The 19,084-nt window shown below is 30.2% G+C and carries 20 protein-coding genes; 5 read left to right on the top strand and 15 right to left on the bottom strand.

The annotated features are described in order from the left end of the window. Positions 1-58 precede the first annotated feature (58 nt). From E2O22_RS08075 to E2O22_RS07340, 3 genes are all read right to left on the bottom strand, one after another. A complete protein-coding gene (locus E2O22_RS08075) occupies positions 59-418 on the bottom strand; it encodes a class I SAM-dependent methyltransferase (RefSeq protein ID WP_133319916.1) in 360 nt (119 codons plus the stop codon). A 384-nt stretch (positions 419-802) separates the two neighbouring features. Further along, positions 803-1,474, bottom strand: coding sequence for a molybdate ABC transporter permease subunit (gene modB, locus E2O22_RS07335; RefSeq protein ID WP_133319917.1), 672 nt, complete (start codon positions 1,472-1,474; stop codon positions 803-805). 35 nt (positions 1,475-1,509) lie between these two features. After that, positions 1,510-2,715, bottom strand: a complete 1,206-nt coding sequence (locus tag E2O22_RS07340; protein ID WP_133319918.1) for a saccharopine dehydrogenase family protein — start codon at positions 2,713-2,715, stop codon at positions 1,510-1,512. Between the two features lie 134 nt (positions 2,716-2,849). Here E2O22_RS07340 and putP point away from each other — a divergent pair, with 134 nt between their 5' ends. The 4 genes from putP to E2O22_RS07360 all read left to right on the top strand — a co-directional run bounded on the left by putP (position 2,850) and on the right by E2O22_RS07360 (position 7,310). Beyond that, the gene (putP, locus tag E2O22_RS07345) at positions 2,850-4,328 is read left to right on the top strand and encodes a sodium/proline symporter PutP (protein ID WP_133319919.1); all 1,479 of its coding nucleotides are present in this window, start codon (positions 2,850-2,852) and stop codon (positions 4,326-4,328) included. A 1-nt stretch (position 4,329) separates the two neighbouring features. Next, entirely contained in the window at positions 4,330-5,301 is a 972-nt protein-coding gene (locus E2O22_RS07350; RefSeq protein WP_133319920.1) for a putative transporter, read from the top strand. Between the two features lie 87 nt (positions 5,302-5,388). Beyond that, positions 5,389-6,759 carry a hemolysin family protein gene (locus E2O22_RS07355; RefSeq protein ID WP_133319921.1) on the top strand — a complete coding sequence of 457 codons (1,371 nt, stop codon included), beginning with the start codon at positions 5,389-5,391 and terminating at the stop codon, positions 6,757-6,759. Between the two features lie 68 nt (positions 6,760-6,827). After that, positions 6,828-7,310 carry a pyridoxamine 5'-phosphate oxidase family protein gene (locus E2O22_RS07360; RefSeq protein ID WP_133319922.1) on the top strand — a complete coding sequence of 161 codons (483 nt, stop codon included), beginning with the start codon at positions 6,828-6,830 and terminating at the stop codon, positions 7,308-7,310. A gap of 32 nt (positions 7,311-7,342) precedes the next feature. Here the strand turns inward: E2O22_RS07360 and fusA are convergent, their stop codons facing one another. The 12 genes from fusA to E2O22_RS07420 all read right to left on the bottom strand — a co-directional run bounded on the left by fusA (position 7,343) and on the right by E2O22_RS07420 (position 18,060). Continuing rightward, complete coding sequence (fusA, locus tag E2O22_RS07365) at positions 7,343-9,418, bottom strand: elongation factor G (RefSeq protein ID WP_039617755.1); 2,076 nt, start codon at positions 9,416-9,418, stop codon at positions 7,343-7,345. Positions 9,419-9,430: 12 nt separating this feature from the next. After that, positions 9,431-9,901 (bottom strand): 30S ribosomal protein S7, encoded by a 471-nt coding sequence (gene rpsG / locus E2O22_RS07370; RefSeq protein WP_012661188.1) that lies wholly within the window; start codon positions 9,899-9,901, stop codon positions 9,431-9,433. 67 nt (positions 9,902-9,968) lie between these two features. Beyond that, positions 9,969-10,352, bottom strand: a complete 384-nt coding sequence (rpsL, locus tag E2O22_RS07375) for a 30S ribosomal protein S12 (protein WP_012661187.1) — start codon at positions 10,350-10,352, stop codon at positions 9,969-9,971. Positions 10,353-10,422: 70 nt separating this feature from the next. Continuing rightward, the gene (locus E2O22_RS07380; protein ID WP_133319923.1) at positions 10,423-11,043 is read right to left on the bottom strand and encodes a CatA-like O-acetyltransferase; all 621 of its coding nucleotides are present in this window, start codon (positions 11,041-11,043) and stop codon (positions 10,423-10,425) included. A gap of 63 nt (positions 11,044-11,106) precedes the next feature. Next, positions 11,107-12,546, bottom strand: coding sequence for an aldehyde dehydrogenase (gene aldA / locus E2O22_RS07385; RefSeq protein WP_133319924.1), 1,440 nt, complete (start codon positions 12,544-12,546; stop codon positions 11,107-11,109). 13 nt (positions 12,547-12,559) lie between these two features. Beyond that, positions 12,560-12,877 (bottom strand): L-rhamnose mutarotase, encoded by a 318-nt coding sequence (locus E2O22_RS07390; protein ID WP_133319925.1) that lies wholly within the window; start codon positions 12,875-12,877, stop codon positions 12,560-12,562. Next, on the bottom strand, positions 12,853-13,647 hold the full coding sequence (locus E2O22_RS07395; protein WP_133319926.1) for an amidohydrolase family protein: 795 nt from the start codon (positions 13,645-13,647) through the stop codon (positions 12,853-12,855). The genes E2O22_RS07390 and E2O22_RS07395 overlap by 25 nt, the downstream gene beginning before the upstream one ends. Positions 13,648-13,649: 2 nt before the next feature. Beyond that, positions 13,650-14,894: an L-fucose:H+ symporter permease gene (fucP, locus tag E2O22_RS07400; protein ID WP_133319927.1), complete on the bottom strand. Its 1,245-nt coding sequence runs from the start codon at positions 14,892-14,894 to the stop codon at positions 13,650-13,652. A gap of 15 nt (positions 14,895-14,909) precedes the next feature. Further along, a complete protein-coding gene (locus tag E2O22_RS07405; RefSeq protein ID WP_133319928.1) occupies positions 14,910-15,701 on the bottom strand; it encodes an SDR family oxidoreductase in 792 nt (263 codons plus the stop codon). Positions 15,702-15,722: 21 nt separating this feature from the next. Beyond that, positions 15,723-16,889 carry a UxaA family hydrolase gene (locus E2O22_RS07410; RefSeq protein WP_133319929.1) on the bottom strand — a complete coding sequence of 389 codons (1,167 nt, stop codon included), beginning with the start codon at positions 16,887-16,889 and terminating at the stop codon, positions 15,723-15,725. 2 nt (positions 16,890-16,891) lie between these two features. Continuing rightward, positions 16,892-17,155, bottom strand: coding sequence for a UxaA family hydrolase (locus tag E2O22_RS07415; protein WP_133319930.1), 264 nt, complete (start codon positions 17,153-17,155; stop codon positions 16,892-16,894). Next, positions 17,152-18,060, bottom strand: a complete 909-nt coding sequence (locus tag E2O22_RS07420; protein WP_133319931.1) for a dihydrodipicolinate synthase family protein — start codon at positions 18,058-18,060, stop codon at positions 17,152-17,154. The genes E2O22_RS07415 and E2O22_RS07420 overlap by 4 nt, the downstream gene beginning before the upstream one ends. Before the next feature lie 238 nt (positions 18,061-18,298). On the opposite strand from E2O22_RS07420, the gene E2O22_RS07425 reads away from it, so the two are divergent. Continuing rightward, complete coding sequence (locus E2O22_RS07425) at positions 18,299-19,069, top strand: IclR family transcriptional regulator (protein WP_133319932.1); 771 nt, start codon at positions 18,299-18,301, stop codon at positions 19,067-19,069. Positions 19,070-19,084: the final 15 nt, after the last annotated feature.

Below are 19,084 nucleotides of genomic sequence, written 5' to 3' on the forward strand. Positions count from 1 at the left end.
TGGGGAAAAGGGATGGAAAGTGATGATAAAGACTTGATAAAGTCTTTATCATATAAAATTATTTTTCCCCTATATAAATAAAATGCTGTATACTTCCTTCAAAATTATATAAATTTATTAATTCATAATCTCCCCAAAATAATGGTTTAAAAGGTTTAAATTTTTCTTTTAATTCTTCAATCGTATTTGTAAAATTTATATAAGTAGATTCGCCATTTAATCTTGGACTAGATTTTACTTCCACTAAACCATTATCTTTAACATCTCCTGCAACAAATTCTTGATAAGCTTTAGAGCTAATCATTGTCGCGAAAATTATTGCTCCATCATTGCATAAATCATAAAATTCTTCAATAGTTTTTTGAAAGTCTTTGTTTGGTAGATAATATAAACTTTGATTTGCAAAAATAAAATCCATTTTTACATCAAATAAATTTTTAAAACTAGAATTTGGTGTAATAATATGAAAATTATTTTCATTTATCCTAGGATCTTTTTTCCAAGTATTTTTTAAGCTAGGAACAATATCTATACCATAAGCATTAATACCCCCCCCCTGTTACATCTTGAAAATACTTAGAATGAACTCCATTTCCACAACCAAAATCAAGTAAATTTCCACTTGTTTTATTTAATTTGTATTTTAAGATTCTCTCATAAAATCTTATAACATGTCCATCTGGATATTGTAAGCCATACCCTTCATTGTCATATTTTTTAGTATATCCTGAATAATGAATTATCCATCATTTCTCCTTTAAATTTAAGATATAAATTGATTATACAATAAAATAAGTCTTTGTTATTTATTTTTTAACAAATTTACACTTAACAAAACAACAAAACTAAAAATTAAAAGTATGAGACTATAAATATGAGCTGTGGCAAAATCTAAATTTTCCATACTTTCATATATAGCAATACTAGCCACTTTTGTTTCTCCGCTTAAAGAACCACCTATCATTAATACTATACCAAACTCACCCATAGTATGTGCAAAACTTATTACTAAAGCGCTGAGTATAGCCGGTTTGATACTTGGTAAGATTACTTTAAAAAGTGTGATGAAAGAATTTTTTCCCAAAGAAAAACTTGCTTCTATAATATTTTTAGAAATTAAAGACATTGCATTATATAAAGGATTAAACATAAAAGGTAAAGAGTAAATGCAACTTGCTATTACCAAGCCTTCAAAAGTAAAAGCTAAAGTGATATTAAAATATTTTTCTAAAAATTCTCCAAAAAAAGAGTATTTTGAAAATAAAATCAATAAGTAAAAACCAACAACAGATGGTGGTAAAACTAAAGGTAAGGTTATTATAGTTTCTAGAATTTTTTTTGCTCTAAATTGCTTAAAAGTAAAAACCCAAGCAAGAAGTATGCAAAAACAAAACAAAATTATACAAGTAATAATAGAAAGTTTTATGGAAACTAAAAAAGGTGTCCAATCTATACTTAATAATAATTGCGTCATTATTAAAACTTTCTCAAGTCAAAAAAGACTTGAGATTATTTTCCTAAATTTGGCTCCATTTCTATAATTTTCCAAGGAAGTCCTTGAGTATTTAACTCATCCATGAAAGGTTTGGCGTCAAATTCTTCCATGTTAAACACACCTTTTCCTTGCCAAATTCCTTTAGCAATTAATTTCGTACCTATCATAGCAGGGACACCTGTAGTATAGCTTACAGCTTGTGCACCAGTTTCTTTAAAGCATTCTTCGTGATTACAAACATTGTAAATATAAACTTGCTTATCTTTTCCATTCTTTACACCACGGATTACACAACCTATATTAGTGTAACCTTTAGTACGAGGACCCAAACTAGCAGGATCAGGAAGTAAAGTTTTTAAAAATTCTATTGGTATTATCTCTCTACCTTGATGCATAACAGGTTTAATACCTAGCATACCAACATTTTCAAGACATTTCATATGAGTTAAATAACTTTGTCCAAAAGTCATAAAAAATCTTATTCTTTTTAGACCTTTGATATTTTTTACTAAACTTTCAAGCTCTTCATGATAAAGCAAATAACTATCCTTTACTCCTACTTCAGGATAATCCCACTCCATTTTTATTTCCATAGGTTCAGTTTCTATCCATTTTCCATTTTCCCAATAACGACCCTTAGCAGATACTTCTCTTAAATTTATCTCAGGGTTAAAATTAGTTGCAAAGGCATATCCATGATCACCTGCATTACAATCTAGTATATCAATATAATGAATTTCATCAAATAAATTTTGTTGCGCATAAGCACAAAATACATTAGTAACACCTGGATCAAAACCACTTCCTAAAAGTCCTAAAATTCCTGCTTGTTTAAACTTATCATTTCTTAACCATTGTTCTTTATATTCAAATTTAGCTAAATCAGGATGTTCATAATTTGCAGTATCTACATAGTGAATATTAGTTTGAATACACGCATCCATTAAAGCAAGATCTTGATAAGGCAAAGCCACATTTAATAAAATTTCAGCTCCTGTTTTTTTAATAAGCTCTACAACAGCAGATGTGTCATCTGCATCTATTTGCTCAGTTTGAATTTCTATACCTAAACGCTCTTTTATAAAAGCTGCTATTTCATCACATTTACTTTTAGTTCTACTTGCTAGAGTTATTTTACTAAAAACATCACTATTCATTGCACATTTTACAGTTGCAACGCGACTTACACCACCTGCACCTATAATTAAAAGATTTTTCATTAACTATCCTTAATTTTTTTGAAAATTGTAACAAAAAAACTTTATAAAGCATTGAAATAAAAAATAATTTTTATAATGTTTTTTTAAAATAAAACAAGTAAAATGATGATTTTTTAAATTTTTTAAGGACACTTATGAATTTACAAAGTGTGGAATTTTCTTATCCTATTATTATTACTTTTATTACCTATGCATTTTTAATGCTTTTTATAGGTTTTTATTTTTACAAAAAAAATCAAAATAGTAAAGATTATTTTGTTGGAAATGCATCAATGGGACCTGTAATATCTGCCTTAAGTGCAGGTGCTTCTGATATGAGTAGTTGGCTTTTAATGGCTTTTCCTGGTGCTTTATACGCAGCTGGATTGGGACAAATTTATATAGCCATAGGTTTAAGCTTTGGTATGTTCTTAAACTGGACCTTTGTTGCTAAAAGATTAAAGATTTTTTCTCAAATAGCCAAAGAATGTATTACAATTCCTGATTTTTTTGAAAGTCGCTTTCATGATGATAGACATATTTTAAGAAGTATTTGTGCGGTAGTTATTTTAGTATTTTTTACTATTTACATTAGTGCTGGATTAGTAAGTGGTGCTAAACTTTTTGAAAGTGTATTTAATTTGCCTTATATTTTTGCATTAAGTATTGGATTTTTAGTTATTGTTTTATATACTTTTTTAGGTGGCTATAAAGCCGTATGCTGGACTGATATGATACAAGGACTTTTAATGATGAGTTCATTAATCATCATTCCTTTTGTGATGATTTTTGAACTTGGCGGCTTTGGCGAAGCTTTTTCTACTATAAATGATGTAAAACCTCAAGCTTTTGGTTTAGATGGTGGTGGTTGGCTAGTGGTAGCATCAACCTTGGCCTGGGGACTTGGATATTTTGGCCAACCTCATATTTTAATTCGCTTTATTTCTATAAAAAATGTAAAAGAAATTCCTACTGCGACTTTTATAGGCATAACTTGGATGGTAATTTCTCTATTTGGTGCTGCCATGATAGGATTTTTAGGTATTGCTTATATAGCTAAATTTGATCTTACTTTAAATGATCCTGAAAGAATATTTATTGTAATGTCTCAAGTGCTTTTTAACCCTTGGGTGGCTGGAATTTTACTCAGTGCAATTTTAGCAGCCATTATGAGTACTGCAAGTTCTCAATTGCTAGTATGCGCTTCTAGCTTGGTGCAAGATTTTTATACACAAATCTTAAAAAGAAAAACAAATGATAAAAATATTACTTTGTTGTCACGCTTAGGTGTTTTGATTGTAGCGTGTATAGCTTTTACACTTTCACTTGATACTCAAAGTCAAATTTTAAGCATAGTCTCTTATGCTTGGGCAGGTTTTGGAGCTAGTTTTGGAAGCGTTATTTTATTTTCTTTATTTTATAAAAATATGAGCAAAGAAGGTGCAATAGCTGGAATGGTTAGCGGGGCTTTAACTGTTGTATTTTATAAGCATTTTGGTTCAAATTTTATAGAAATTTATGAAATCATTCCTGGATTTTTAGTCGCAAGTTGTTTTATTATGATTTTTAGTATAATATTTAAAGCAAAAAAACACACAATAAAACATTATGAAAAAATGCTGAAAGAAATTTAAAATGTTTAAATCTTTTTTTTATTCTAAAAAATGGGCTTTATGGGCTTACTTGGGTCTGTTTTTTTTATTGTCTTCTTTATTAGCACAAACCTCTATTAATGTAGCAATAAATGAATGGTATAAAGAATTTTACGATGTTTTACAAGATGCAAAAAATCATAGCATAAATGATTTTTATCATTTTATTAAACAATTTTTATATTTAGCACTGCCTTATGTATTAATCGCTACTATCACGCAATATTTTGGAAGCATATATGCTTTTAAATGGCGCGAGGCTATGACTTTTGATTATATTAAATTTTGGCAAAAAAAAGATGATAACATAGAAGGCAGTTCGCAAAGAATTCAAGAAGATATCTATAATTTTTCAAAAATCATAGAAAGTTTAGGGTTAGCTTTTGTCAAAGCAATTATGACTTTAGTTGCTTTTGTACCAATTTTATGGATGTTAAGCGCACATGTTAATTTACCTATCTTAAAAGATATTAATGGCTCTTTAGTATGGATTGCATTTTTGGTTTCTTTAGGAGGTTTAGTTATATCATGGTTTGTAGGTATAAAACTACCTGGACTAGAATATAACAATCAAAAAGCCGAAGCTGCTTTTAGAAAAGAACTTGTTTTTGCTGAAGATGATAGAAAAAATTATGCAAGCGATGAAAGTATTTTAAGTTTATTTACCGGGCTTAAAATCAATTATAAAAGATTATTTTTACATTATGGGTATTTTAATATATGGCTTTATTTATTTGAGCAAATCATGGTTATAGTACCCTTTTTAATCATGGCTCCAAGTTTATTTTTAGGACTTATACAACTTGGAATTATCATACAAGTTGGTAATGCTTTTGACCAGGTTAGATCTTCATTTAGCATTTTTATCACCAACTGGACAACTATCACACAGCTTCGTAGTATTTACAAGCGTTTAGATGAATTTGAAAAAAATATAGAATATAGAAAACATTAAATTAATTTAAAATATATCATTATTTTTAAGCTAATTTTATAGTTTTGATTTGATATAATTTTGCGAAATTTTATTAAAGGAGTTTTTTTGGACCCCAGTCAATCTTTAGACTTAAATCAAACACTACCTACTGTTGCCTCTATTGATATAGGCTATTCTACTTTTATGATTCTTGTTGCATTAGCTTTAGTGCTTTTAAATGGATTTTTTGTTTTATCTGAATTTGCTATTGTTAAAGTGCGTAGATCAAAACTTGAAGAAATGGTAAAAGAGAAAAAACGCAATGCAAAAAAAGCTTTGGAAGTCACTTCAAAACTAGATACTTATTTAAGTGCTTGCCAACTTGGTATTACGCTAAGCTCTCTTGCTCTTGGTTGGATAGGCGAACCTGCTATTGCTAAAATTCTTGAAGTTCCTCTAGCAAATTTAGGTTTAGCTCCAGCATTAATCCATACCATAGCATTTATTATTGCTTTTGCTATTATCACATTATTGCATGTTGTGCTAGGCGAGTTGGTCCCAAAAAGCATTGCTATAGCCATTGCAGATAGAGCTGTTTTATGGGTTGCAAGACCATTGCATTTGTTTTGGTTACTTTTCTTACCTTTCATTAAAACATTTGACTTTTTAGCTGCAGTTTCTTTAAAAATTATAGGTATAAAACCTGCCAAAGAACACGAATTAAGTCACTCTGAAGAAGAGATTAAATTTATTGCGAGTGAAAGCCAAAAAGGTGGAGTTTTGGATGAATTTGAAACTGAAATCATACGCAATGCTGTCGATTTTTCAGATACAGTAGCAAAAGAAATCATGACACCTAGAAAAGATATGATTTGTCTTAATAAACAAAAAAGCTATGAAGAAAATATGCAAATAGTTTGTCAGTATAAACATACACGCTTTCCATACATAGATGGTTCTAAAGATATCATTTTAGGTATGGTGCATATTAGAGACATTATGCAAAATGAACTTAGCAAAGATAAGAAAAATTTAGATGATTTTCTAATCAAAATGATCCTAGTTCCAGAAAATATCAGCATATCTAAAGTTCTTTTCATGATGAATAAAGAACAAGTACATACAGCATTAGTAGTAGATGAATATGGCGGAACCGCTGGTCTTTTAACTATGGAAGATATTATGGAAGAAATTGTTGGTGATATTAACGATGAGCATGATGATTCTAGTCCACATTTTAAAAAGCTTGCAGAAAACATTTATGAATTTCAAGGAAGATATGAAATTAGTGAAGTAGAAGAAATGCTTGATATACGCTTTAATGAAGAATTAGAACAAGTCACTATAGGTGGATATGTTTTCAATCTTTTAGGACGCTTACCGGTGGTTGGAGATAGAATAGAAGATGAATTTTGCTACTACGAAGTCAAAAAGATGGATGGAAATAGCATAGAACGCATTAAAGTTGTACGCAAAAATACTGATGAAGAAGAGTAACAAACTCTTCTTTTTACTTTTCTACAACCCTCAAATCTTATTCATTTTAACTTACAAGGAAAATTTTTATGCAACTACATGATGAAATTAATCAATTTATGCAAGAATGCAAAAGCATTATGATATCGTCTTTAAATTTAAACAATCAAACCATATGTTCATATACTCCTATTATAAAAAACAAAAATGACTTTTATATTTATATTAGTGAAATTGCCGAACACTTTGAAGGAGTAAAATACAATAATAAAAACATAGAAATTATGTTTATACAAGATGAAAAAGATTGCATATCAATCTTTGCAAGAAAAAGACTTAAATTTAGAGTAGAGAGTGTAGAAATAACAAGAGATAATCAGCTATTTGAGCAAGTATTAAATACTTATGAAAATGAAGACAATAAAGAAATAATTCAAGTCATTAAAAATATGCAAGATTTTCATTTATTTCAACTTATACTGAAAAATGGAAGATATGTTAAAGGTTTTGGAAAGGCATATGAAATTAATGAAGGAGCAATTAATTTAATTAATTCAAAAGGACATAAATAATTCAAGATGAGCTTTTTGCCCATCTTGATAGATTAACCATTTCTTTTTTTGATAATTTCTTCAGAAACATTTTTTGGAACTTCATCATAGTGATCAAATTCCATAGAATAAGTAGCACGGCCTTGAGTTTGACTTCTAAGATCGGTTGAGTAACCAAACATCTCGGCCAAAGGACAAAATGCTGTAATAATTTTATTACCACCTCTTTCATCCATTGAATTTACTTGGCCACGGCGTTTATTTAAATCGCCAATAACATCACCCATGTATTCTTCTGGAGTTTCAACTTCAACTTTCATCATAGGTTCTAAGATTACAGCACCTGCTTTTCTAGCACCTTCTTTAAAGCCCATAGAAGCTGCAAGTTTAAATGCCATTTCAGAAGAATCCACTTCGTGGTAACTTCCATCATAAACAGTTACTTTAACATCTTCAACAGGATATCCCGCTAAAACACCATTTTGTAATGCCTCTTGAACACCTTTATCAACTGCTGGAATATATTCTTTTGGAATTACCCCACCTTTGATATCATTTACAAATTCATATCCACTACCTGGTTCAAGTGGCTCAAGTCTTAAGAATACATGACCATATTGTCCACGACCACCTGATTGTTTAGCGTATTTGTATTCTTGTTCAACTGTTTTTCTAATAGTTTCACGGTAAGCAACTTGAGGTTGACCTACTTCGGCTTCAACTTTAAATTCACGAAGCATTCTATCAACGATAATTTCCAAGTGAAGCTCGCCCATACCTGAAATGATAGTTTGACCACTTTCTTCATCTGTTGAAACTCTAAAGCTTGGATCTTCTTGAGCTAATTTATTTAAAGCAATAGACATTTTTTCTTGATCTGCTTTTGTTTTAGGCTCAACAGCAACTGAAATAACAGGATCTGGAAAATCCATTCTCTCTAGAATAACTTTATCTTTTTCACTTGCCAAAGTATCACCGGTTAGTGTGTCTTTAAGACCAACAACCGCTCCAATTTCTCCTGCATATAAAGTTTTAATTTCTTCTCTTTTATTAGAGTGCATTTTCAAAAGACGACCGATTCTTTCTTTTTTATCTTTTGTTGAGTTGTATGCATAAGAACCGCTTTCTAAACTTCCTCTATACACACGAACGAAAGTTAATTGCCCAACAAAAGGGTCAGTCATAATTTTAAATGCTAGGCCTGCAAACTCACCATCATCAGTTGATTTTACAGAAACTTCTGTACCGTCTTCATATTCACCTTTAATATTAGCAACTTCATCAGGAGCTGGTAAATAAGCAACAACAGCATCAAGTAATGGCTGAACACCTTTATTTTTAAAAGCTGTACCACAAAGCATAGGGACCATAGAAAGACTTAAACATCCTGCTTTAATACCTGCTTTGATTTCTTCTTGAGTAAGCTCTTCACCACCTAGGTATTTTTCCATTAATTCATCGCTTGTTTCAGAAACTGCTTCTATCATTTTTGTGCGATATTCTTCAGCCTTTTCTTTAAGTTCAGCTGGAATTTCTTTTTCTACATAATCAGTTGGTTTATTTTCATCTTCCCATACCAAAGCTTTCATGGTAATAAGATCAATTACACCTTTGAAATTATCTTCAGCACCGATTGGAATTTGAAGTGGAACTGGGTTACCTTTCAAACGATTTTTGATTTGTTCTTCAACATTAAAGAAATTTGCACCAATTCTGTCCATTTTATTTACAAAAACAATTCTTGGAACACCGTATTTATTAGCTTGTCTCCATACGGTTTCTGATTGTGGTTGAACTCCACCTACTGAACAAAACACCGCAACTGCACCATCTAAAACACGCATTGATCTTTCAACTTCGATTGTAAAGTCAACGTGACCTGGAGTGTCTATAAGATTAATTTGATGGTTTTTCCAAAAACAAGTTGTAGCAGCAGAAGTAATTGTGATACCTCTTTCTTTTTCTTGCTCCATCCAGTCCATTGTAGCTGCACCATCATGCACCTCACCAATTTTATGACTCATACCTGTAAAGAAAAGAATTCTCTCACTAGTAGTTGTTTTACCTGCATCAATATGAGCTGCGATACCTATATTTCTAACTCTTTTTAAAGGAGTACTTCTTGACATATTTTACTCCTCTTACCAGCGATAATGAGCAAATGCTTTATTAGCTTCTGCCATTTTATAAGTATCTTCTTTCTTCTTGAATGAAGCACCTTTGCTATTAGCTGCATCTAATAATTCTGCTGCTAATTTTTCTATCATAGTTCTTTCGCTTCTTTTTCTAGCAAAAGAAATAATCCATCTTATAGCTAAAGCTTGTTGTCTAGCTGGGCGTACTTCTACTGGCACTTGATAAGTAGCACCACCAACACGACGAGATTTAACTTCTAATAAAGGCTTAATATTTTCAATAGCATCATTAAAAATTTCTATACCTTTTTTTTCTCCACCTTTTTTATCGATAGCTTCTAAAGCACCATACATAATAGTCGTAGCTGTGCTTTTTTTACCATCATACATTAAAGAATTAATGAATTTTGTGATTACTTTGTTTCCATAAATCGGATCTGGCAAGACTTCTCTTACCGGAGCTTTTCTTCTTCTCATAATTTTCCTTCAAATTTATAATTTTACTCAAACAAAATCAAATCTAACGGATTTGTCTGCAATTTTATTACTTAGCTGCTGCTTTAGGGCGTTTCGCACCATATTTAGAACGAGAAACGGTTCTTTTTGCAACACCTGCAGTATCTAAGGCACCGCGAACAATGTGATACTTAACACCTGGTAAGTCTTTTACCCTACCACCACGCACTAAAACAATGCTGTGTTCTTGTAGGTTATGACCTTCACCACCGATATAACTAATAACTTCAAAGCCACTTGTAAGTCTTACTTTGGCAACTTTTCTTAACGCTGAGTTTGGTTTTTTAGGGGTTGTTGTATAAACCCTAGTGCAAACTCCCCTTCTTTGTGGACAATTTTTAAGCGCTGGAGATTTAGATTTCTCTAAAACTTTTTTGCGCTCTTTTCTAACCAATTGATTTATGGTAGGCACAATAATTCCTTTCTTTAAAAAATGTAATAAACTTTGGATAATATCTAAATTTTACTTACAAAAATATAAACTAAAAACAATTTAAATCTTTTTGCAAATTTTCTAAAAACAAACTCACATGATAAGCATCGGTGCTTGCGTGATTTACATTAATACTTAGTGGAATAAAACATTGATTTTTTTCCTTGATAATTTTCCCACTTGTAAGAATAGGAAAAAAATAATTTTCTTTTTTAGGTAAATGTAAAGAGAAATTCTCAAAATTTATCCAAGGGATTGCTGAAATATTAAAAGAATTTTTAATATTCTCTTTTACAAACATAGTGTTTTCTTTAATGAGTTGTTTATCTTGCTCGAAATTATGTAAAAAGTTTTGAAAATCTTCATTAAATTCAGTCCATAAAACACAAAAAGTCTTTGATTTTTCACAAAAAGCAGTATAACTTGGATGGATAATATCAAAACAAATTAATTTATCATCCTCTAAGTATAATTTAAATTCAGATATTAAATTAACATTTTTACTTAAAAAATAGATAAAACTACCATAAAAAGAATATTTTTGATTTTTAACAAAAGAATAAAATTTACTAATATCTAATTTAACATTTAATTCAAAAGAGCAGGGAAATTTAGTATAAAATTCAAAATACTCTTTTCTTGAGTAAGTTTTTAAATCTATAATCTTCAAATTATTATCCTTTAAATTTAAAGATTATAGCAAATCCTATCTAAAAAATAGATAGGATTGAAATCATTGTTTGTTGGTATTGTATTGTAAATAAACCACATGGGTAGCTAAATACTCTTCAAGACCATGTTTTCCATCAGCTCCACCTATGCCACTTTTTCTAAAACCTGCATGAAATCCTTGCATTGCTTCAAAATTTTCACGGTTAATATAAGTTTCACCAAATTTTATTTCTCTACTAGCTCTCATTGCTATATCTAAATTTTGCGTATAAATAGAACTTGTCAGTCCATATTCACAATCATTTGCCATATCAATTGCCTCATCAAGTGTATCAAATTTAGTAATTGGTAAAATCGGAGCAAAAATTTCTTTTTGCATGATCTCATCTTCATGCTTAACATTTGTAAGAACGCTTGCAGGAAAATAATATCCGCTTGTATCGGTGATTTTTCCACCGCATTCTACAACTGCTCCTTTATTCGTAGCTCTCTCAAGCATTGCTAAAGCATTATCAACCCCTGCTTGATTGACAAGCGGACCCATATCAAAATCGCCTTTCAAAGTGTTTCCAACACTTACTTTACTCATGGCTTTTACAAATTTATCTACAAATTCATCATAAACACTTGTATGCACATAAGCTCTTTCGGCACAATTGCAAACTTGTCCGTTATTGCAAATTCTACTTGCCTTAATCGCTTCTACCGCTAAATCAATATCTGCATCTTTACACACTATAGCCGGTGCCTTTCCGCCAAGTTCTAGAGAAACCTTAATGATATTTTTAGCTGCAGCTTCCATCACTCTAGTTCCTGCTTCAACACTCCCTGTAAGACTTACCATACCTATGTTTTCATTACTTGATAATTCATGTCCTACCACACTACCCTTACCTGCAACTAAATTAAATACACCTTTTGGTAAAGAACTTTGCGAGACAAGCTTTGCAAATTCAAAAGCATTATTTGGAGTTTCACTGCTTGGTTTTATAACAATGGTGTTGCCTGTTAGTAAAGCAGGTGCCATCTTTCTTGCGATTAGAAAAAATGGAAAATTCCAAGGTAAAATTCCACCAATTACACCAATGGCACTTTTATATAAATATATATGCTCATTAGCTCTATCACTTTGTATAATTTCGCCTTCATACCTTCTAGCCCATTCAGCAGTATAATCCATATAATCTGCCGTAAAATTAATCTCTACACTAGCTAAAGCTCTAGTTTTTCCTTGCTCTTGCATTAAAATTTCTGTTAAAAAATTAGCATTTTTGCGTATTAAACTAGCTATTTCTCTTAAATGATTTGCTCTTTCAATCGCTGGTTTAGCTTCCCAATTTTTTTGTACCTTTTTAGCTGCTTCAATTGCTCTTTGTGTATCTTCTAAAGAAGCACTTGCTACTCTTGATATTACTTCTTTGGTAGCGGGATTTAAAACTTCTATAAATTCGCCATTGTGTGGGATAAATTCGCCATCAATATAATTTAAATAAGTTGTCATTTTTTCTCCTTTTTTAATCTAAATGAAATACTTCTTCCATATTTAGCCACTTTTGTCCTGCATGAGCTAAAGATATTTGGCAGGGATCTGTAACTTTCCACCATTGTTGTGTATTTTTATCTTTTGCCATCTTAGCCATATCTGCATCAAAATCAACACCTGTATATTCAAAATATGCAAACAAATATTCTCCAAATAAATAAATAGAATAATTTTGTATATTACATTCTTTAATCATCTCACAAACACCTTTATAAGGCTTTGCATGAAGATCTTTATACTCTTGTATTTTTTCCTTTTTAATTTTTATAATTTGACCATATCTTTGCACCTATCCTCCTTATAAATTGATAAAGCATTTTTATAAAATATCTTGTCCAAATCTTTAAAAATATTTCCTTCTATGATAAATTTAGCCCATTTAGCTGGAGCTATTTTTGCCACAGGATAATTACTACCAAATATAAATTTATCTTCACTAAAAACATTCTTTAAAAATGAAAAACATTGAGATATAAAATCTCTATGAATTTTTATCGTAAAATCATCTGGTACGGAAATTTTTATCCATAAATTTGGGAAATCTTTTAATTTATGTAATATTTTTTTATATTCATCAAAATAGTTAATTTTAGGACTGCCCATATGATTTAAAACTACTTTTAAATTAGGATTATCAAATAAAAACTTTTCCAATATCCAAAGTTCTTCATTTTTCATGCAAGCTTCAAAAGGTATATTAAAAACATTTAGAAGTTCTAATTTTTCTTTAAAATCTGCTTCAAATAGTCTCTTAGCACCCTTTTTACTAGTATGCATTACCTCTCTAAAAGCACATAAGTGTTCTTTGTACTTTAAATCAGCTAAACAAACAAAAAGACCATGTTCTTGTTTTTGCTTTAATGCAAATAAAGCTTCTTTTTCCAAATCATCACTATTTGTTTCAACATACATCGCACCTAAAAAATCAAATTCTTTATACTCATTTTTTGCCCTTAAAAAATCATAATTTTGTTCCAATCTATTATTGCCTTTTATCCACGAAATAGGCATTTTACTTAAATCCCAAAGATGCAAATGAGAATCAAAAATTTTTTGCATTTTTAAGCCTTTATTTTAGAACCAAAAAAACCATACCATGATACATATAAAAATAATGGGGCCATAGCCAAATATCCCATGCTTGTTCCAAAATAATCATTAATTAAACCCATGATAATAGGCATAATAGCACCACCAACTATACTCATAACAAGTAAAGAACCACCTAATTTCACTTGATTAAAAGGAAGATTTTTTGTTGCAACTGCAAAAATAGTAGGAAAAGAAATGGACATAAAGAAAAATAATGCAATTAAAATAACTATACTAATAAATCCGCTAGCAAAATACAAGCATACACATAAAATCACATTAATAAAAGAATACCATCCTAAAATAGTCTCACCTTTAATTTTCTTCATCAAAGGCGTAGAAAGAATACGACCTAACATAAAAGCAATTAAAGCTATCGAAAAATAATAAGCCCCTTGTTCATCTTTTAGATTTTCATTATGCTCACTAAGATAATTTATAAAAAAAGCTCCCGCGCTAACTTGATTTGCTATATACAAAAATTGTGCTAGCAATCCAAAATTAAAATGTTTATGCTTAAAAACTCCAATAGGTTTTGAGGTATCTTTTTGTTCATAATCACTACTTACTGCCGATCCTTCCGGAATTTTATTCAATGCAAAAGCAATCAAGATCAAAATAACAATTGCCGCAATACCAACATACACTAGCTGGACATTACCCATATTAGCAAGTAATGCAGCTTCTATTTGTTCTTTACTTGCACCTTCTTCTTGTTTTGTAATAGATAAAAACAAAGCTCCGCCTATGATAGGTCCTAAAAATTGACCCAAACCATTAAAACTTTGCGCAGCATTAATTCTAAAACTAGCATTTTTCTCATCACCAAGTTTTACCATATAAGGATTAGCACTAGTTTCCAAAGAACCAATACCGCAAGCTAAAATAAAAAAAGCAAATAAAAATAAGTAAAAATTAGCTAAATTTGTAGCTGGAATAATCAATAAACAACCTATTGCATACAAGATTAACCCAAAAATAATACCAATTTTATAAGAGTATTTATTTGCTATATATCCAGCAGGTAATGCTATGATAAAATAAGCACCAAAATAAGCGAGTTGCAAAAATCCACTTTCATGTTGAGTGATATGTAAATGATTTTGAAAATTCTTATTCATCACATCAATCAGCCCATAACTAACTCCCCATAAAAAGAAAAGAGAAGTTACTAAAATAATTGCTATTTTTATATTTTTAGAGTTATTTAACATATATCCTCCTTGTTATTAAATTTCATCCCAATTTAGAGCTCTATCTAAATGGATATATCCACCATCAGGAGTTAAAATTTGTCCTGTTGTGTGTGAAGCAAGAGGACTTAGTGTAAAAACTGCTGTGTTTGCTATTTCTTCTATAGTTGTAAAACGATGACCCAATGGTATGCATTTTGCTATTTTTTCATATTGAGCTTTTGGATTTGGAAAATTTGACAACCATTTTTCATAAAGAGGAGTCATAACTTCAGCCGGTGCTATAGCATTAACTCTAATATTATCTTTTGCAAAAGCGCAAGCCCATTCTCTTGTAAAACCTATTTGAGCAGCTTTTGCTGAAGCATAAGCTGAAGTTCTACCTTGTCCTGTTAAGCCGGTTTTACTTGTGATATTTAATATACTTCCTTGTTGCTTTTTAATATATGGTAAGCATTCTTTAGTCATAGTATAATAATGAAAAAGATTATTTTCATAAGATTTAATTAATTCTTCAGTTGTAGCATCTTCTATATGTAAATTATCATTTGCTCCAGCATTATTAACCAAAGCATAAATTCCACCATATATATTAACAACACTTTTAACAAGTGTTGAAATTTGTTCTGTATTTTTTAAATCTATTTGATAAAATCCATAATTTCCGCAAATGTCTTTTAGCTCATCATCTTTTTCTTTAGAAATTTCACTTCTTGAAAAAATAATTGGAATCCCACCTTCTAAAGCCCATAATTTAGCAATACCATAACCAATCCCTTTAGCACCACCTGTGATGATACAAATTTTGTTTTTAATTTTTAAATCCATAATATATCCTTTTTTATTAATTTAGCAAGTTGTAGCAAGTCTCCAAACTGAAAAATCATTTTGTTCATTTAACTCTGCCTTTACCAATTCTCCATTTGAAATTCTTATGATCAAATCTATAAGCTCATCACGCACTTCTTCTTTTGTCTTAATCCCATCTATAATACTTCCTGCATTAATATCAATAGCATCATTCATATTTTCATAACAAAAAGTATTAGAACTCATTTTAATAGTAGGCACAATAGCTGAACCTGTAGGAGTACCACGACCTGTAGTAAAAACACAAATATTTGCTCCACCTGCCACCATAGCGCTAAGTTGTTCTATATCATTACCTGGCGTATTCATAAAAGTAAGTCCTTTGGAAATTACAGGTTTAGCATAATCAATCACATCCATTAAAGTTCTAGTACCTGCTTTATAAACACAACCTAAAGACTTTTCTTCTATAGTGCTAAGCCCACCTGCAATATTTCCCGGACTAGGATTTGCTCCGCGTATATCAGCATGAAAAGATTTAACTAAATTCTCATAGCCTAAAATCTTATCATATACCTTTTTAGCTACTTCATCATTTTTTGCTCTCTTAGCAAGTATAGCTTCACACCCTATAAGCTCTGTAGTTTCTGCTAAAATTACTGCACCACCTTCATCAATTACAAAATCACTTAAACTTCCTAAAGCAGGATTGGCACTAAGACCGCTATAACTATCGCTACCACCACATTCTGTGCCTAAAATCAAATCACTAAAGTCCCCATCTATTTTTTCCAATTTTGCAGCATTTTCAAGCATTTGATTTACTATTTTGACACCCTTTTCTATGGTATTTTTACTACCACCGCACTCTTGTATTACTAAATATTCAACCATCTTATAAGGTGTCGCTTCTTTTATTTTTTCAGCTACTATTTTCGCTTGTATTACCTCACAACCAAGTCCTACAATTAAAACACCAAAAACATTAGCATTACTCCCATGGCCTATTAAAACATCTCTAGTTTGCAAAGCATCAAATTCGAGTTGAGAACAGCCATGTTGATGATTGATATATACTGCCCCATTGCATTTTCTGGCTATATTTTCGCACACCTTATTAGCACAATGCACGCTTGGTATAATAATGACTTTATTTCTCAAGCCAAATTTTCCATCTTCTCTTCTATAACCCATTATCTTTTTCATATTTATTCCTTATCCCCACGACCTCTAATACCTGCACTATTGTGAATATGCACCCATTCACCTTTATTAATATCACAACTTGCACTAGCTATAGCTTCTGCATATTTGATGACAACTTCATCTTTTTTTATATCTTTTAGTGCAAATTTATGTCCACTTGCAATATCATCTAAAAGTTCTATATTTTCCACGATTTCACCTTTTTTAAAATCACGCAAAGCAGTAGCGACATTATCTTTTTCATTGACTATAATATAGGCTTTCATAATTTTATACCCGTTTCTTTTTCTATAGTTTTAACAAGTTTTTTAGCTTCATTAAAACGAGTATTTAATTCTTCTTTTGTAGCATGTGATAAAGGATGGATGCTTGTATTTGCAAATTCAAATCCTCTAGCTTTTAAAAGCAAAGCAAATCCCATAGGAAAAGCCATACTCATACCAAATCTTATAGCTTTTAATAAACTTTTTTGAATCAGCAAAGCTCTATCTATATTTTTTTCATTGATTGATTTATAAATTTCACTCATAAGTTCTGGAAAAACACCACCTATACTAGTCATAGAACCATTTGCCCCTATCAGTAGTGCTCCTGCATAAAATTCTTCTCTTCCTACAAAAACATCAAAATCACCAGGCACTACATCTAATATATGATTTAAAAGTAAAGCATCTCCACTGCTATCTTTTATACCCACAACATTATCAAGCTTTGAAACTCTTTCTATAAATTTCAAACTTAGTGCTGGTGCAAAAAGAGGGATGTTATAAATATACAAAGGAAGCTTCACTTTAGAAGATAAATCTTTAATATATTCAAAAAGTGCATCTTCACTTAATTTATAATAATAAGGCATAGCAAGTAATAAAGCATCAAGCCCTAATTCATATGCTTTTTGTGCCAAAGTAAAAGTATTTTGATAAACTGTTGATGCAATACCTGTAATAACAGGGAGATTATTTTTTGCAGCTTCTTTTGTAAGTTTCATTATTTTGACTTGCTCTTCTATACCTAAAGCTTGAGAATCTCCTGCACTACCATTACAAAATAATCCATTTAAACCTTTTGAGATACCAAATTCGCAGTATTTAATAAATTCGTTTTCATTAATATTTCCACTCATATCATATGGAGTTAATAAGGCTGGTAAAGTTCCCTTTAATATTCCCATATTTTTTCCTTTCATTTTTTGTATATACAAAAATATTTTTATATACAAAAAATATAGCTAAAAATAGAAATTTTTAAAAACATCAAAATGATAAAAAAACAATACAAAAGTCTTATAAAAGTAGTTATAATCAACCATCTAAAGCAAAAACTGCTAATAGAAAATATTTTTTATATCATTAAAAATGTTACTAAAAGTAAAAAATATGATAGAATTTATCTATTGAAAAAGGAGCAAAATGACACATCAACCAACATTAAGAGTTTTAAAAATTTTAGAATTATTGGGCAATAATAATCAAAAAAATACACTAAGCTCTATTGCAAAAGATTTAAATATCCCTCCAGGGACACTTTCTCCTATACTTCAAACTTTACAAGCTAAAAATTACATTAAATGTGATAAAAATAAATTTTACACATTAGATTATAAAATTTTAGAAATTAGCCGTTGCATTTCAATAAAAAATAGCGCATTAGAATTAATTAAAAAACATATGAAAAACATCAGAAACTTAACAGGACAAACATGCCAAATGGGAATATTAAAAGAAGGAAATGTATTTTATTTAGAAAAACTTGATTCGGATAATCAAATACAAATCAAGTCTTTTGTCGGTGCTTCATATCCAGCTTACGCTACATCTTTAGGAAAAGCATTACTAGAAAAGAAAACCTATAAAGAGCTTGAAAAAATTTATCCAAATCCTTTTGAGAAAATAACGTCAAATACATTAAATAATCTAAAAGAGCTTTACGAAGAATTGTCTTCTATCAAAGAAAATAAAATAGCATTAGAAAGTGGGGAAATGAACCCAGAAATTGAGTGCATGGCCATAGGAATTGAATACGATGAAAAAATTATAGCTGCAATTAGTATTTCATATCATATATTTTACTCAAATGCAAATTTTAAAGAAAAAAATCAAAAAATTTTACTAGAAGAAAAATACAAAATAGAACAAGATTTAAAATTATATTTCCCGGAATTAGAAAATATATATCAATAAAAATCCCTAATTAGG

Source organism: Campylobacter lari (assembly GCF_004357905.1).
Taxonomy (GTDB): Bacteria; Campylobacterota; Campylobacteria; order Campylobacterales; family Campylobacteraceae; genus Campylobacter_D; species Campylobacter_D lari_D.